Genomic DNA, 14,478 nt, shown 5'->3' with positions numbered 1-14,478 from the left:
GCACCCGTCAACTGTCGCTCAACCGGCTGCGATACGCCGCGATCGCGGTCAGTGCGAAGACGAGCGGTACCCCTAACCCCATGACCACGAGCGGGTCCAGAGTCGACTCCAGCCACCCCGGCACGTCCACGAAGAGCGGCAGCAGCATCAGCACCGTCAGCGGGATGACCGCCAGCATCGCGCAGCCGAAGCCGAGCCACAGGGCTTGCCGGCGTACATCGCGCCGGCCGATGAGGACCGCCGCCTCCAAGTCCGGTGACCAGTCCGCGCCGCGCAGTTCGTGCCAGGCCTCCGTCAGGACCGTCAGTTCCCGTTCGACGTGGACGTGTTGATCGTCGACGAACGGCAGCAGCACCCTGCGGCCGTCCCGCCCGTAGACGTACACGACCACGCTCGCCGAACCGCTGTCCCCGTACGTCGGCTCCGCCCTGATGTCCTGGACGTCCTCCCAAGCCAGCCGTCGGCGCCGGAGCATGCCGCGCGCATGGATCGCCTTGATGTCCGCGGTGGTCGAACAGCGCAGGGCCGCGTAGAACAGCCACCCCATCAACGCCACCCAGGCGATGGCCACGGGGACGGCGACCGAGGCGGACAGGCCGTCGTCGGCCAGCATCGGCAGCGGGACCGTCAGCATGCCGACGAGGATCACGCCGAGGAACGCGAGCATCCGGCCGCGTCTCATCCGATACTCGCGCGGCAGTAAGTCGTACCCCACAACCCACCCCCTGCTCGGCGGCACTCCCGTACCGGCGATCGCCGGGGCACCATGGTGGCGTCCCAACTCCCTTGTGTCGAGGGTGCGTTGGGACGTGCCGGGAGGACCGGTCAGGGATCGGCCCGGCCGGCTGCCCGCCAGGCCGCCCCTACCCCGGCATGACCAACCGCGCCTCATACGCGAACACCGCCGCCTGAGTCCGGTCCCGCAGTCCCAACTTCACCAGGATCCGGCTGACATGGGTCTTGATCGTCGACTCGGCCACCACCAGCCGCCCGGCGATCTCGGAGTTGGACAGGCCCTGGGCGATCAGGACCAGGACCTCCGTCTCGCGGTCCGTGAGGTCGCCGTAGGCCGCGTGCGCGGACGGCATCAGGCGAGGGGTGTCGGAGAGTCTGGAGAACTCGGTGATCAGGCGGCGGGTGACCGAGGGGGCCAGGAGCGCCTCGCCGGAGGCCACCACCCTTACGCCCTCGGCGAGTTGGTGGGCCGAGGCGTCCTTGAGGAGGAAGCCGGAGGCACCCGCGCGCAGCGCCTGGTAGACGTACTCGTCGAGGTCGAAGGTCGTCAGGACCAGGACCTTCGCCGTCGCGTCCGCCGCCACGATCTCCTTCGTCGCCTCGATGCCGTTCAGTTCGGGCATGCGGATGTCCATCAGGACGATGTCCGGGGCGAGTTCACGCACCCGCCGCACCGCCTCGCGGCCGTTCACCGCCTCGCCGACGACCTCGATGTCCGGCATGGCGTTCAACAGCACCGAGAAGCCCTCGCGGACCATCATCTGGTCGTCCGCGATCACGACGCGGATGGTCATGCCGCCCCCTCACCCGGATCGGCGGCCGGCACCGGCAGGTACACCGCCACCTCGTAGCCCCCGTCGGCCGTCGCGCCCGCCGTCATCTCGCCGTTCAGCATGGAGACGCGCTCGCGCATACCCGTGATGCCGTGACCGGCCCCGGGCGACGGTTTGACCAGGGAGGGCGCGGGCGGCGGAGCGTTGACGATCCGCACGCCGAGCCCGCCGAGGACGTATCCGATCTCCACCCGCGCGCTCGCGCCCGGCGCGTGCCGCAGGCTGTTGCTCAACGCCTCCTGGACGATCCGGTACGCCGACAGCTCGACGCCCTGCGGGAGTTCGCGCACCGCGCCGGTGACGACCTTCTCGACCGACAGTCCCGCGTCGCGCACGTTGGCGAGCAGGCCGTCGAGTTCGGCGAGGGTGGGCTGCGGGGCGTCCGGCGCCTCGTAGTCCTCGGCCCGTACGACGCCCAGGACGCGGCGGAGTTCGGTCAGGGCCGCCACCGCGTTCTCCCTGATCGTGACGAACGCGCGCTCCAGTTCCGGCGGCGGGTTCTCCACCCGGTAGGGCGCGGCCTCGGCCTGGATGGCGACCACTGACATGTGGTGGGCGACCACGTCGTGCAGCTCGCGGGCGATCGTCGTGCGCTCTTCGAGCAGCGTGCGCCGGGAGCGCTCGTGCGCGGTCACCGTCCGCTGCGCGGTCACCTCCTGCCGGGCCTCGCGGCGGATCTGCCAGACGGCGACGCCGAGCAGGATCACGGCGGACAGGAACAGCATCGGCGGGGTGTCCGAGCCGAAGGCGTGGCCGCCGACGAAGGTGCCGACGCCGATGCCGTACACCGCGGTCAGCGCCCACATCCAGGCGGCCGTGCGCGGCCGGGTACGTATCGCGACGATCGTGAGCACGGCCAGGTGGCAGACGAAGCTGCCCGCCAGCCACGGCCAGTCGTCGTCCCACTCGTTGCCCAGCATGGTGGCGACCGGGGTCGCGGCCATGGACAGCCAGAACGCGCCGACCGGCCGCACCATGGTCAGCAGCACCGGCACCAGGGTGAGCAGGCCGAGGAACAGGTTGGTGACCGGCCCGCGGATGCCTTCGCCCGTCGCGATCAACATCGCGACCAGGCCGATCGCGAGGATCAGGGCGTGCGGGCTCCAGGCCGCGTACTCCCGCGCCCGGCCCCTGAGGCGGCGGGTCAGCGGGCCGTCGGCGGCGGAGCGGGCCAGCGGGCGGAAGGCGAAGGCGTCGTGGAACAGGTCCTGCCGCAGCCCCCGCAAGGCGTCCGCGGCCAGCCGGAACTCGGGGCTGCGCGCCGCCGCCCCGCCCGGCATCTTCGTCTGCGTCTGGGTCGTCTCGGTCACGAGAACAAACGTAGGCGGGCCCCGCGCCCCGGTCGTCACCAGTGAGGAGGGTCCTGCGCCCTCCGTCTCAGGTACTACGGGCTCATCCTGTACGTGGGTACCGGGCGCCGCCCCTGACGTGTGCCGGCCCGACGTGCGGCCCGGCTCAGAACGCCAGCTGCGCGATCTCCTCCGCCACCACCGCGCACGCGTCCGCCGCCGGGTCGATCAGCGGGAAGTGGCCCACGTCCTCAAGAAGCGTGAGGCCCACCACCTCACCGGCCTTCGCCGCCGCGTCGGCGTACGCCTCGGAGACCGCCTGCGGGACGACGAGGTCGCTGCGGCCCTGGACCAGCGTGGTCGCGATGCCGGTGGGGAGCAGGAGGGCGGGGTCGGCATACGGTCGCCGTTCCGCGAAGTGCTCCTCGCCGCCCAGGAGTTGGAGCGAGGCGTTGCCGCAGACATCCAGCTTCTCGGCGACCTCGAAGTCGGCGATCGGCGCGAGGGCGACGACTCCGCGCAGCGCGGCGGGGCCGCCGGTCCGCCAGGGGGCGTCGGCCGGCAGCACGTGCCGGGACGCGGCCCACAGCGCGAGGTGACCGCCCGCCGAGTGACCGACAAGGACGGTACGGCGCGGGTCGGCCTGCGGCAGCGCCGTACGGACCAGCCCGGGCAGCGCGTCCAGCGCGGCGGCGATGTCGTCGAAGGTGTCCGGCCACCGCCCGGCGACCGGCCCCGCGCCGCCCTGCGCCGGGAGCACGCCCCCGCGCCGGTACTCGACGCTGGCCACCGCGAAGCCCCGGCGGGCCAGGAAGTCCGCGAAGGGCGAGAGATGACGGCGGTCGTAGGGGGCCCGCCAGGCGCCGCCGTGCAGCGCGACGACCAACGGGGCGGGTACGCCGGGGATCTGCTCGGCACGCGGGGCGTAGAAGTCGATCACCTGATCGGGGTGGTCGCCGTACGTGCCGGTGGAGTCGGGGTCGACGGCCGGGTGCGAGAAGGCCGACTCCTCTTCCGCGGCGGCCCGGGATGCTGCGGCGTCGTCCGGCATGCTCCAACCTCTCAGCGACGATGGGATACCTCCCAGGCTTTCGGCACTGGGGGAGGATTTCGCGGACCACGTACGAAACAGGCCGTTGGCGGGGACGCTACCAGGCCCGTGACGTGCGTGGACACGCGGATGTCACGCACGGTGAGGGATAAACGGTTCTGTACCGGACCCTCACCGCGTCGCCGAGAGGTGGAGCGCGCGTTACCCGAGCACCTCCCCCAACACCCTTGCCGCCCGCTCGACATCGGCGAAACCGACGTACAACGGCGTGAAACCGAAACGGAGTACGTCGGGATGCCGGAAGTCGCCCACCACACCCCGCTCGATCAGCCGCTTCATCACGTCACCGGCGTCCGGGCAGCGCAGCGCCACCTGGCTCCCGCGCTCCGCGTGCGCGACCGGCGTCAGCGACTCCACCCGCCCGTGGGGCGCGTACGCGGCCACGCACTCCAGGAAGAAGTCCGTCAGGGCAAGGGACTTGGCCCGCACGGCCTCGATCGGGACGCCGTCCCAGACCTCAAGCGCCGCCTCCAGGGCGAGCATGGAGAGGATGTCCGGGGTACCGACCCGACCGCGCAGGGCGCCCTCGGCCGGCACGTAGTCACCACGCATGCCGAACGGCTCGACGTGCGAGTTCCAGCCGGGAAGCGGTGAGTCGAAACGGTCCTGGAGGTCGGCGCGCACATACAGGTACGCGGGTGAACCCGGGCCGCCGTTCAGGTACTTGTAGGTGCAGCCGATCGCGAGATCGACCCCGTGCTCGTCGAGCCCCACCGGCAGCGCGCCCGCGCTGTGGCACAGGTCCCAGACCGACACCGCGCCCGCCGCGTGCACCGCGGCCGTCAGCGCGGGCAGGTCGTGCAGCCGCCCGGTGCGGTAGTCGACGTGGTTGAGCAGCACGGCGGCGGTACGGTCGCCCAGCACCGCCGGCACCTCGGCCGGGGTCACCGGCCGCACCGTACAACCCGTCATCCGGGCCGCCGACTCGGCGATGTACCCGTCCGTGGGGAAGGTCGTCGCGTCGACGACGATCTCGTCCCGCCCCTCCCCCGCCATCCGCACGGCCGCGACAACCGCCTTGAAAACGTTGACACTTGTCGAGTCGCCGACCACGATCTGCCCGGCCGCCGCCCCGACCAGCGGGGCGATCCGGTCACCGATCCGCTCGGGCGCGGTCCACCACCCGCTCTCGTCCCACGACCGGATCCGCAGCTCACCCCACTGCCGCCGGACGACGTCCTCGACGCGCCCGGGGACGGCGACGGGCAGAGCACCGAGGGAGTTCCCGTCGAGATAGACCACATCATCGAGGACGAACCGCGCCCGCACACCGGCGAGTTCGTCACCGGAATCCAGCTTCGCGGCCTTCTCGCTCTTCTCGTCGTTCTCCGTGACCTCAGACATGGGACCTCGCCGTCCACAGCTCGGGGAACACGTTCTTCTGCGCCCGCTTCTCCAGCCAGGCCACTCCGGCGGAGCCGCCGGTCCCGGTCTTCGCGCCCATCGCGCGCCGGGTGGCGACGAGATGGTCGTTGCGCCAGCGCCACACCAGTTCGGCGACATCGGTCAACGCCTCGCCCAGCCGGGCGAGTTCGTCACCGGGGTCGCCCGCGTACAGATCGGTCCACACGGCCTCGACCTCGGGCGAGGGCTCGTAGCGCAGCGACACGTCCCGCTCCAGCACCGCCTCCGGGACCGCGTGCCCGCGCCGGTCGAGCAGCCGCAGCACCTCGTCGTACAGGCTCGGCTCGTGCAGGGCCTTCTCCAGTTCGGCGTGGACGCGGGGTGCGCCCCGGTGCGGGACGAGCATGGACCCGGACTTCTCGCCGAGCAGGAACTCCATGCGCCGGTACATCGCCGACTGGAAGCCGGAGCCCTCGCCGAGGGCGGCCCGGTAGGAGTTGAACTGGGCAGGCGTGAGCTGGCCGAGCGGCCGCCAGGAGGCGTTCAGCGCCTCCAGTTCCCGTACGGAACGTTTCAGCGCGTCGACCGCGACCGGCACCCGGTCCTCGCGCAGGGCCCGCGCGGCGGTCTCCCACTCGTGCACGATGACGGTGAACCACAGCTCCATCACCTGGGTGGTGACCAGGAAGACCATCTCGCCGGGATCGTCGGACCGGGTCTGCTGGAGGTGGGTGAGGACATCCGCCTGGACGTAGTCCTCGTACGGGGTCGTCCCCTGGAAGTCGAGATGCGGGGCCTCGGGCTCCTGAGCTTCCTGAGCCTCGTGGGACATCGCTGTCTCCTGTTGTGCTCCGGGTAGCGGTCCGCCCCTGCCGATGCCGACACGGGGGCCCCGGTCCCCACCCGCATCCTCCACAATCGCCCCCCACCCCGGCAACCCCACCCCGCGGCGGTGGCAGACTTCCCCCATGACCACCCACACGAACCTGCTCGGCGGCCCCGACCCCACGCTCCTGCCCGCGGACGAGGCGGCCTACCGGCTGCTGGACGAGGAGTCCCTCGCGCCCGCCGAGGTCGCCGCGCAGCACCCGACCTTCTCGCTCGCCTGGGCGCTGCTCGCCGAGGACGCGTTCGCGGGCGGCCGGGTGATCGAGTCCTACGCGTACGCCCGTACCGGCTACCACCGCGGTCTTGACGCCCTGCGCCGCAACGGCTGGAAGGGGCATGGCCCGATTCCCTGGACCCACGCCCCCAACCAGGGCTTCCTGCGCTGCCTCGCCGCCCTCGCCCGCGCCGCCGAGGCGATCGACGAGAAGGAGGAGTCGGACCGCTGCCGCCAGTTCCTGCGCGACAGCGACCCGCAGGCCTTCGCGGAGCTGCTGGGCTGACCGGAGCCCGAAAGCCCCGTCAGGAAATCTTCCCCGCGTTCCGGTCCGCCTCCAGCGGCGGTGCCATCACATTGCCGTGCGTACGGCATTCCGGGCGGCGGCAGTCCGGCGGTGGGCGGCGGACGGTCGCGAAGGCGATCACCGCGCCGACCGCCAGGACTCCCGCGCACAGCAGCATCGCGGTGTGGAAGGCGTCGTCGAAGGCGTTCGCCGAGCGGTAGGCCTCCGGGCCCATGCCGGCCAGCAGCGGCAGCGCGGCGACCGCGATCAGGCCGGCCGCGCGGGCCGCCGCGTTGTTGATGCCGCTGGCCAGGCCCGCCCGCGCCACGTCGACCGACGCCAGCACCGTGGCGGTCAGCGGGGCGACCAGGGTGACCATGCCCAGGCCCAGGACCAGCAGGGCCGGCAGGACGTCCGCGAAGTACGAGGCGCCCGGCCCCACCCGCAGCATCAGCAGCATGCCCGCCCCGCACAGCAGCGGGCCCACCGTGAGCGGGATGCGCGGCCCGATGCGGTCGGCGAGGGCGCCCGAGCGGGCGGAGAGCAGCAGCATCAGGATGGTCGTGGGCAGCAGCGCCGTACCGGCGGCCAGGGCCGACCAGCCGACCGCGACCTGGAGTTCGAGGGCGGCCAGGAAGAAGAAGCCGCTGAAGCCCGCGTAGACGCAGAGGGTCACCACGTTGACGGCCGTGAACTGGCGGGAGCCGAAGATGTCCAGCGGCATCATCGGATCCGGGCTGCGCCGCTCCACGAGCACGAAGGCGACGCCCGCCGCGAGACCGGCGACCGCCGTGAGGACCACGACGACCGACCCCTCGCGGGCCTCGATCAGCGCGTACGTCACCAGCGCCAGCGCCAGCGCGCCCAAGGCCGCGCCGAGCACGTCGAAGCGCCCGTGGCTGCGGCCGTCCATCGACTCCGGCACATGGCGGACCGCGATCGGCGCGCAGAGCAGGGCCAGCGGCACGTTGATCAGGAAGACCCAGCGCCAGCCGGGCCCGTCCACCAGCCAGCCGCCCAGGAACGGACCCACGGCCGCGCCGACGCCACCGAAGCCGGACCACAGACCGACCGCCCTGGCCCGGTCGTCGGGGTGGAAGGACGCCTGGATGAGGGCGAGGGAGCCCGGTGTGAGGAGGGCGCCGCCGATGCCCTGGAGGGCGCGTGCGGCGACCAGGGTGGCGACGTTCGGCGCCAGACCGCACAGCAGGGAGGCGGTCGCGAACCAGACGACACCGATCACGAAGATCTTGCGCCGCCCGTAGTGGTCGCCGAGGGAACCGCCGAGCAGGATCAGACCGGCCAGCGTGAGCATGTACGCGTTGACCGTCCACTGCAGCGCGGCCAGATCGGCGTCCAGATCGCGGCCGATGCGGGGCAGGGCGACATTGACGACGGTCGAGTCCACCATGGCCATGCTGGAGCCGAGCACGGTGGTGAGCAGGATCCACTTGCCTTGGGGCGAGGCCAGCCGCACATCGGACATGCCCTAGGTATACAGCGAGCCCGGCGCCGTAGACAGCGCCGGGCTCGTGGTGAAGTGCCGGTTACTCGATCTCCGTATCCGGAAAGCGCGGGCTACTTGATCCTCGTATCCGGAAAAGCGCCGGTTACTTGATCTTCGTACCCGTCGACCGCAGGTTGCCGCAGGCCTCGGTCACGCGCTTGGCCATGCTCGCCTCGGCGAGCTTGCCCCAGGTGCGCGGGTCGTAGGTCTTCTTGGAGCCGACCTCGCCGTCGACCTTCAGGACACCGTCGTAGTTGCGGAACATGTGGTCCGCGACCGGGCGCGTGAACGCGTACTGGGTGTCGGTGTCGAGGTTCATCTTCACCACGCCGTTCTCCAGCGCGGTGGCGATCTCCTCCTCCGTGGAGCCGGAGCCGCCGTGGAAGACGAAGTTGAACGGCTTGCTGCCGGCCGGCTGACCGTACTTGGCGGCGACGCCCTCGTTCAGCTCCTTGAGCAGCTCGGGACGCAGGACGACGTTGCCCGGCTTGTACACGCCGTGCACGTTGCCGAAGGAGGCGGCCAGCAGGTAGCGGCCCTTCTCGCCCAGGCCCAGCGCCTCGACCGTACGGATCGCGTCCTCGACGGTGGTGTAGAGGTTGTCGTTGATCTCGTGCGAGACGCCGTCCTCCTCGCCGCCGGTCGGGGTGATCTCGACCTCGAGGATGATCTTCGCGGCGGCGGCGCGGGCCAGCAGCTCCTGCGCGATGGCGAGGTTGTCGGAGAGGGTCTCGGCCGAGCCGTCCCACATGTGCGACTGGAACAGCGGGTTGCCGCCGGCCTTCACGCGCTCCTCGGAGACGGCGAGCAGCGGGCGTACGTACCCGTCGAGCTTGTCCTTGGGGCAGTGGTCGGTGTGCAGCGCGACGGTCACCGGGTACTTCTCGGCGACGATGTGCGCGAACTCGGCCAGCGCGACCGAGCCCGTCACCATCTCCTTGCTGTACTGGCCGCCCAGGAACTCGGCGCCACCCGTGGAGATCTGGACGATGCCGTCGCTCTCCGCCTCCGCGAAGCCGCGCAGCGCCGCGTGCAGGGTCTGGGTCGAGGTGACATTGATGGCCGGGTAGGCGAACTTGCCTGCCTTCGCCCGGTCGAGCATCTCGTTGTAGACCTCGGGGGTTGCGATGGGCATCTGTCCGCTCCTTGGTATGTGCGGGTTGGCGTACTAAGTGCTGCTGCGTCCTACGGCCCTGACCTAGACCTCGGGAGTGACGTCATCGTCGTGCCCATCTTTCCAGACGGGCGGCCCGGTCAGTCCAGGCCCAGGTCGTCCTTGGAGTACGCGTACAAGTACGGCACCCCCGCGCCCTTCTCGATCTTCTCCGCGGCGCCGGTCGCGCGGTCCACGATCGTCACCACCGCCACGACCTCCGCACCCGCCTCACGCACCGCCTCGACGGCGGTCAGCGGGGACTCGCCGGTGGTGGAGGTGTCCTCGACGACCACCACCCGCCGGCCCGCGATGTCGGGGCCTTCGACCCGCCGCTGCATCCCGTGCGCCTTGGCCGCCTTGCGTACGACGAAGGCGTCGACCCGCTTCCCCCGCGCGGCGGCCGCGTGCAGGATCGCGCCCGCGACCGGGTCGGCGCCCATGGTCAGCCCGCCCACCGCGTCGAAGTCCAGCTCGGCGGTCAGGTCCAGCAGCACCTGACCGACCAGCGGGGCGGCCTCGCCGTCGAGGGTGACGCGGCGGAGGTCGACGTAGTAGTCCGCCTCCAGCCCCGACGACAGGGTCACCTTGCCGTGCACCACGGCCTTGTCCTTGATCTGCTGCAGCAGCGCGCCACGTACGTCCGTCATACCGGCCAGCTTAGAGGCGGCGCCAGGCCCAGGTCATCGTGGCTTCGAGCGGCTCCAGCGGGGTGACCAGCCGGGGCAGGCTGTTCAGCCCGTCGGGCGGCCCGGTCTGCGGCTCCACGCACACGGCGGCCTCCTGCTCGTCGTACACGACGACCCATTCCTCCGGGCTGGCCACCTTCAGCTCCAGCTCCCCCGGCCAGGTCAGCGTGACGTCGACGCCACCGGGCATCCCGAAACAGTCGTCCCAGGGCCCGGGCTTCGGCTCGATGCGGTTGCCGGTGGGCAGATGGTCGTCCCCGCGCTCCTCCTGCCAGGCGGGCGCGAAGTCGACCCGCACGTCCTCACCACCCAGGTTCCGGTTGAACCACGGGTGCCAGCCGATCTGCGCCGGGAAGGAGGAGTCGTGCGCCTCCACCGCCATGGTCAGCGTGAGGGAGTCCGGCGTGAGGTCCAGCTGATGGGTGACCCGCCCGGGCCAGGGCCAGGGCTCCACCAGGTCGTACGTGATGACGGCCGCGTCGGCTTCCTTGCGGGCCACGCGCCAGGCGCCGTCGCGGACGGTGCCGTGGATGGCGTGCGGCGGGGAGTTGAGGGGCATCTGGTGGACGGTGCCGCCGTTGCGGAACCGGCCGTCCCTGATCCGACCGCACCAGGGCACCATCGGGAAACAGCCGAACCTCTCGCCCTGGCGCAGCAGTTCGACGCCCCCGACGCGAAGCCCGCCCACCCGGCCGCCGTTGCCCGGCTGCACGGTCACCTCCGCGTCGCCCGCGGTCAGCGTGATGTCTTCGTTGCTCACGGGATGACAGTACTGGGGAGATCCGGGGCGACCGGCGGCGGTGGTGCAGACCACTTGGACTGTGGGGAGGTTCGGCGCGATCAGGGCGGTTCGTGGCTCAGCGACGCTTGCGGAGAGCTCGCGTCACGACGATCGCCGACGCCAGCGCGAGCGCCGCCGCCGGGGCCGCCCAACGGAGCGGGGAGCCGGGGGAGATGGTCTGCGGGGCCGGTACGGGGGCGTAGCGACCACGGGGTGGGGCGTGGTCGACCTCTTCCGCACTGCGCCCGATCATCGTGCGGCGCGCGTGCGCGGCTTCGGCGGGGGGTTCGGTGGGTTCGGCGTAGATCTCCGCGGGGTCCGGGGCCGGAGTCAGATCAGGGGTCTCGTCCGGTTCCGGGGTCAGGTCCGGTGCCGGGAGGAGGTCGTCGATCTCGGCGACGGGATCGAGCGCCGGTGGCGGGACCTCGGTGTCGAGGACGGACGGTTCGGGGGTCTCCTCCGGTGCCGTCACCGTCGTACCCAGGTTCTCCGCGAAGCGGTCCAGCAGCCGGGTCGCCGCCGCGGTGACCGAGTCCGCGGGCAGTTCCATCAGGCGGCCGTCGGCCGTGGCGGTGCCCTCGACCGCGAGGGTGGAGCCGCCGTCGGCCTCCAACACCCGGAAGGTGAGGGCGAGTTTGACCGAGCCCGTGCCACGCGCCTCGGAGGCGTCGCCCTCGGCGGTGTACGTACCGTCGTCCTGAGCGGTTACGCGTACGGTGCCGCGGTAGGTGACGGAGTGGCTGCCGACGCGCACTTTGAGCCGGCCGCTCACGGGGGCCGCACCGGCGTCCTGCTGAAGTCCGGGAACCGCGCGGGCCACGCGTGCGGGGTCGGCGAGGGCGTCCCGCAGGTGGGCGGGGGGAACCGGAACGAACACCTCATGCTCCATGTGGGCCGAGAGTACCGGGGTGCACGGAGACTGGACCCACGTTGCCTGAAAAGTACCCGGCGCTCGTGTCGCCGTCGCTGTGGCGGCCACCGCCCGCGTCCGTCCACAATCCGGCTGCCCCCGCCCGATCCAGCCCCTCCGGCGTTTGAGGAGCGGGGCCTGGGGCGGAGCCCCAGAAGGATGGGACGGGTAGGGGCGGCGGGGGCGAGGAAAACTCACTCCGCGTACCTCGGATCCACCAACGTCGACGCCCGCAACCCCCCGACCCGCGTCCGCCCCGCGGCCACCGCGTCCGCCGCCAACCGACCCACCGTCAACGTCCTCGGCCGCGGCGCCCCCGGATCCAGCCCGAGCCGCTGCACCCCCACCCCCGCCAGAACGAACCCCCAGTCCCGCGGCGCCCGAACCGCACCGCTCGCCGCCCGGTCGGGCCCCGCCGCGAACCCCGAATCCCGGCCCCCGACGCGATAAGGAACCGTCCGCAGCCCCGCGGAACGCACCGTCGCGTCGACCGTCCAGAAGACGCGCGGGCGGCTGGCCACCGGCCCGGCATGCACGACGAGCCGTGCGCCGGGAGCCATCGCCCGCCGCGCCAGACCGTAGAACTCCTGCGAATACAGCTTCGTGCTCGCGGTGATCCCCGGATCGGGCAGATCACAGATCACCACGTCGTACGTCCCCGGCGGAGCCACCCGCAGCCAGCGGAAGGCGTCCTGGGTCGTCTCGTGGACGCGTGGGTCGTCGTAGACGTGGTCGTTGAGACGGGCGAGCGCCGGGTCGGTGCGGGCCAACCGGACGACTCCGGCGTCGAGTTCGACGATGTCCACGCGTCGGACGCCGGGATGGTCGAGCACCTCGCGGGCGGCGAGCCCGTCGCCGCCGCCGAGGATGAGCACGCGCGCGTGGGGGCCGTTCATCGCGGGGTGGACGAGAGCCTCGTGGTACCGGCGTTCGTCGCGTCCGCTGACCCGGAGACGGCCGTCGAGGAAGAGGTCGAGGGGGCGGCCGTGGGTGCCGCCGGTGAGGACGACCTCCTGGGTGCCGGTCTGCACCGCCACGCGGACGTTGTCGCCGTACACCGCTTCGCGCGCGGCCCGTTCGAAGTCGTCGACCAGGACGGCGGCGGAGGCGAGGAGGCCGAGCACGGCGACGTTGGCGATCACCAGCAACCACCGGGCGCGGCGCGTGAGATCGCGCCGGAACAGGCCGAGGACGAGGGCGCAGCCGGCGATCGCGTTGACCGTGCCGGTGATCAGGACGCCGGTCAACTGGCCGAGCAGGGGCAGGAGAAGGAAGGGAAAGGCCAGGCCGCCGACGAGCGCGCCGACGTAGTCCGCGGCGAACAGGTCGGCCACCGCGCCGCCCGCGTCCTGCCGCCGGACGCGCTGGATCAGCTCCATCAGCAGCGGGACCTCGGCGCCGATCAACAGGCCTATGGCGAGCGAGAAGGCGACCAGCAGCCAGCGCGGCCCGCTCGCCCACAGCCCGCCCCAGCCGCCGGTCCACGCGAACACGGCGTACAGGGCCATCGCGCTGCAGCCGCCGACCAGCGCGAGTGTCGCCTCGATCGCGCCGAAGCCGGCCGCGGCGTGCCAGCGCAGCTTCTTCGCGGCGAGCGAGCCGATGCCCATGGCGAACACCATGACGGACAGCACGACGGAGGCCTGGGTGACCGAGTCGCCGATCAAGTACGAGGCGAGCGCGACCAGTTCGAGTTCGTAGACCAGTCCGCAGGCCGCGCAGACGAAGACGCACGCGAGGACCAGGAACCGTCCGGTGCCCGGCCGCACCGGCAGCGGCGCGGGGCCGGGCCAGGGAGGCGGGGAGCCGGGCGGGGCCGGTGCGTGCGGTTCGATCACGACTGCGACGTTACGTCACAGCGGAGTCACGCTTCGTCACCCACACGTGTGGATCTGGCGCCCCAAACGCCCGACACGAGGCGGAAATGCGTCAAACGCCGGACGGACTGAGCTGCGGCACCTGGATCCGTACGCCGACCCTGGTCCGGGTCGCCACCAACTGCCCGTCCTGCGGGTACGCGTGCCAGGTCCGCCAGTGCACCTGGCCGCCCTGGCGCTGGGCCAGCAGGGCGGTGAACGCGTGCGGGCTGCCGGGGAAGACGCCCGCAAGGCCGTTGGGATGGTCGGCGACCAGGGCGAGCAACTCCTGTGCGCGGCCCGCGAAGGAGCCCGGCGAGAGCAGCTCGACACGGGCCGCGAACTCGTACTCCCAGTCGCCCACCCGCTTGGCGACGCCCAGCGGCAGCGGGGTGCTGCTGCCGGGGATGCACGCCACCGTCTCCGAACAACTGCCCCGCTCCTCTTCCAGGAGCACCTGGTGGGACGCTCCGAGGAGTCTCAACTGCAGCTTCGCCCCGGCCAGTTCGAGGTCGAGCGTGGCGAGGGCGGGGAGCGGCTCCCGCCCCAGGGCCCAGGCGAGGTCGGCCGCGCGCGTGTCTGTGTACGAGGTGTTCAGGGTCGTGAGCATGGATCGGCTCCGCTAGCACGCAAAGAAAAGGGAGGTGAGGAGGTGTGGTCCGGCGCACCCCGGTCGGTACCGGGAGATCGGCCCGGTCAACCCAGTCGGATCATCGGAAGGTGTGTGTGCAGGACGTCCGAGGGGCTGCGTTGGTGTTTTAGAGGGAATCATGAACGGTGGCGCCGCCACAGCGTTTTTACCCAACTTCGTGGGGTTTCCATCCCTCAGAGGGCTCCACAGCTCAACTGTTCAACCACGGCGTGCGCCACGGCGGCCGTGGC

14 protein-coding genes are annotated in these 14,478 nt (G+C 71.8%); 1 reads left to right on the top strand and 13 read right to left on the bottom strand.

Features of this window, described 5'->3' with window-relative positions; all coding sequences use genetic code 11:
* Positions 1 to 7 precede the first annotated feature (7 nt).
* The 6 genes from ACWDR3_RS04925 to ACWDR3_RS04900 all read right to left on the bottom strand — a co-directional run bounded on the left by ACWDR3_RS04925 (position 8) and on the right by ACWDR3_RS04900 (position 6,144).
* Complete coding sequence (locus ACWDR3_RS04925) at positions 8 to 682, bottom strand: PH domain-containing protein (protein WP_450350849.1); 675 nt, start codon at positions 680 to 682, stop codon at positions 8 to 10.
* 181 nt (positions 683 to 863) lie between these two features.
* Positions 864 to 1,529, bottom strand: coding sequence for a response regulator (locus ACWDR3_RS04920; RefSeq protein ID WP_450350848.1), 666 nt, complete (start codon positions 1,527 to 1,529; stop codon positions 864 to 866).
* The gene (locus ACWDR3_RS04915) at positions 1,526 to 2,878 is read right to left on the bottom strand and encodes a sensor histidine kinase (protein WP_450350847.1); all 1,353 of its coding nucleotides are present in this window, start codon (positions 2,876 to 2,878) and stop codon (positions 1,526 to 1,528) included. The genes ACWDR3_RS04920 and ACWDR3_RS04915 overlap by 4 nt, the downstream gene beginning before the upstream one ends.
* Positions 2,879 to 3,023: 145 nt before the next feature.
* Complete coding sequence (locus ACWDR3_RS04910; RefSeq protein ID WP_450350845.1) at positions 3,024 to 3,908, bottom strand: alpha/beta hydrolase family protein; 885 nt, start codon at positions 3,906 to 3,908, stop codon at positions 3,024 to 3,026.
* Positions 3,909 to 4,109: 201 nt separating this feature from the next.
* On the bottom strand, positions 4,110 to 5,312 hold the full coding sequence (kynU, locus tag ACWDR3_RS04905; RefSeq protein WP_450350843.1) for a kynureninase: 1,203 nt from the start codon (positions 5,310 to 5,312) through the stop codon (positions 4,110 to 4,112).
* A complete protein-coding gene (locus ACWDR3_RS04900; RefSeq protein WP_450350842.1) occupies positions 5,305 to 6,144 on the bottom strand; it encodes a tryptophan 2,3-dioxygenase family protein in 840 nt (279 codons plus the stop codon). Before ACWDR3_RS04900 ends, kynU begins: the two co-directional genes overlap by 8 nt.
* A gap of 136 nt (positions 6,145 to 6,280) precedes the next feature.
* Between ACWDR3_RS04900 and ACWDR3_RS04895 the strand changes: the two genes are divergently transcribed.
* Positions 6,281 to 6,700, top strand: coding sequence for a DUF3151 domain-containing protein (locus ACWDR3_RS04895; RefSeq protein WP_450350840.1), 420 nt, complete (start codon positions 6,281 to 6,283; stop codon positions 6,698 to 6,700).
* A 19-nt stretch (positions 6,701 to 6,719) separates the two neighbouring features.
* On the opposite strand, the gene ACWDR3_RS04890 is transcribed toward ACWDR3_RS04895, so the two are convergent.
* The 7 genes from ACWDR3_RS04890 to ACWDR3_RS04860 all read right to left on the bottom strand — a co-directional run bounded on the left by ACWDR3_RS04890 (position 6,720) and on the right by ACWDR3_RS04860 (position 14,206).
* The gene (locus ACWDR3_RS04890) at positions 6,720 to 8,186 is read right to left on the bottom strand and encodes an MFS transporter (RefSeq protein WP_450350839.1); all 1,467 of its coding nucleotides are present in this window, start codon (positions 8,184 to 8,186) and stop codon (positions 6,720 to 6,722) included.
* A 124-nt stretch (positions 8,187 to 8,310) separates the two neighbouring features.
* Positions 8,311 to 9,342 carry a class II fructose-bisphosphate aldolase gene (fbaA, locus tag ACWDR3_RS04885; RefSeq protein ID WP_123998749.1) on the bottom strand — a complete coding sequence of 344 codons (1,032 nt, stop codon included), beginning with the start codon at positions 9,340 to 9,342 and terminating at the stop codon, positions 8,311 to 8,313.
* Between the two features lie 119 nt (positions 9,343 to 9,461).
* Positions 9,462 to 10,010: an orotate phosphoribosyltransferase gene (pyrE, locus tag ACWDR3_RS04880; RefSeq protein ID WP_402357258.1), complete on the bottom strand. Its 549-nt coding sequence runs from the start codon at positions 10,008 to 10,010 to the stop codon at positions 9,462 to 9,464.
* Positions 10,011 to 10,020: 10 nt separating this feature from the next.
* Positions 10,021 to 10,809, bottom strand: a complete 789-nt coding sequence (locus tag ACWDR3_RS04875; RefSeq protein ID WP_450350837.1) for an aldose epimerase family protein — start codon at positions 10,807 to 10,809, stop codon at positions 10,021 to 10,023.
* A gap of 97 nt (positions 10,810 to 10,906) precedes the next feature.
* Positions 10,907 to 11,719, bottom strand: a complete 813-nt coding sequence (locus ACWDR3_RS04870; protein WP_450350836.1) for an SRPBCC family protein — start codon at positions 11,717 to 11,719, stop codon at positions 10,907 to 10,909.
* 215 nt (positions 11,720 to 11,934) lie between these two features.
* Complete coding sequence (locus ACWDR3_RS04865; protein WP_450350834.1) at positions 11,935 to 13,578, bottom strand: polyamine aminopropyltransferase; 1,644 nt, start codon at positions 13,576 to 13,578, stop codon at positions 11,935 to 11,937.
* A gap of 91 nt (positions 13,579 to 13,669) precedes the next feature.
* Complete coding sequence (locus ACWDR3_RS04860) at positions 13,670 to 14,206, bottom strand: DUF2617 family protein (protein ID WP_450350832.1); 537 nt, start codon at positions 14,204 to 14,206, stop codon at positions 13,670 to 13,672.
* Between the last annotated feature and the right edge of the window lie 272 nt (positions 14,207 to 14,478).

This window comes from Streptomyces sp. NPDC001002, assembly GCF_053599215.1.
Note: the sequence above shows the minus strand (reverse complement) of the source record. Positions and strands in the feature narration are given on the sequence as shown.

Bases quoted from the DNA above. Each gene is read 5' to 3' on its own strand.
- ACWDR3_RS04925 (WP_450350849.1), bottom strand. From the start codon at position 682: ATGAGACGCGGCCGGATGCTCGCGTTCCTCGGCGTGATCCTCGTCGGC.
- ACWDR3_RS04920 (WP_450350848.1), bottom strand. From the start codon at position 1,529: ATGACCATCCGCGTCGTGATCGCGGACGACCAGATGATGGTCCGCGAG.
- ACWDR3_RS04910 (WP_450350845.1), bottom strand. From the start codon at position 3,908: ATGCCGGACGACGCCGCAGCATCCCGGGCCGCCGCGGAAGAGGAGTCG.
- kynU (WP_450350843.1), bottom strand. From the start codon at position 5,312: ATGTCTGAGGTCACGGAGAACGACGAGAAGAGCGAGAAGGCCGCGAAG.
- ACWDR3_RS04900 (WP_450350842.1), bottom strand. From the start codon at position 6,144: ATGTCCCACGAGGCTCAGGAAGCTCAGGAGCCCGAGGCCCCGCATCTC.
- ACWDR3_RS04895 (WP_450350840.1), top strand. From the start codon at position 6,281: ATGACCACCCACACGAACCTGCTCGGCGGCCCCGACCCCACGCTCCTG.
- ACWDR3_RS04890 (WP_450350839.1), bottom strand. From the start codon at position 8,186: ATGTCCGATGTGCGGCTGGCCTCGCCCCAAGGCAAGTGGATCCTGCTC.
- fbaA (WP_123998749.1), bottom strand. From the start codon at position 9,342: ATGCCCATCGCAACCCCCGAGGTCTACAACGAGATGCTCGACCGGGCG.
- pyrE (WP_402357258.1), bottom strand. From the start codon at position 10,010: ATGACGGACGTACGTGGCGCGCTGCTGCAGCAGATCAAGGACAAGGCC.
- ACWDR3_RS04870 (WP_450350836.1), bottom strand. From the start codon at position 11,719: ATGGAGCATGAGGTGTTCGTTCCGGTTCCCCCCGCCCACCTGCGGGAC.
- ACWDR3_RS04860 (WP_450350832.1), bottom strand. From the start codon at position 14,206: ATGCTCACGACCCTGAACACCTCGTACACAGACACGCGCGCGGCCGAC.